At 48.6% G+C, this 243-nt stretch carries 1 protein-coding gene; it reads right to left on the bottom strand.

Annotation, left to right across the window (positions count from 1 at the left end):
* Positions 1-36: 36 nt before the first annotated feature.
* Positions 37-243, bottom strand: a 207-nt coding sequence (locus AC3XQU_RS24635; RefSeq protein ID WP_489876728.1) for a hypothetical protein, incomplete at its 5' end; no start/stop codon positions are given.

Below are 243 nucleotides of genomic sequence, written 5' to 3'. Positions count from 1 at the left end.
AAATGTCAGCAAATTCAATTCAAAGATAGCTCTAACTTAGCTTCGGCAATATGCCCAAGGTTGTGCGTTTTCCCACAGGCGACCTGAGGGCTCCTCAACGACGAAAGCGTCACCAGTCGAGGGAAAGGTTGTTGCCCAGTCAACATGCGGCAGTACATCGGCAATCCAATTCAACAGTGTAGCGAAACCGTAAAACTCGTCGTCAATGCCTCCGTTTCTGTAGTCGATTATCGCTTCCGTAGT

Source organism: Telluria sp. AZSoR62, assembly GCF_058111565.1.
The sequence above is the reverse complement of the archived record's forward strand: the minus strand, read 5'-3'. Positions and strand labels throughout refer to the sequence as shown.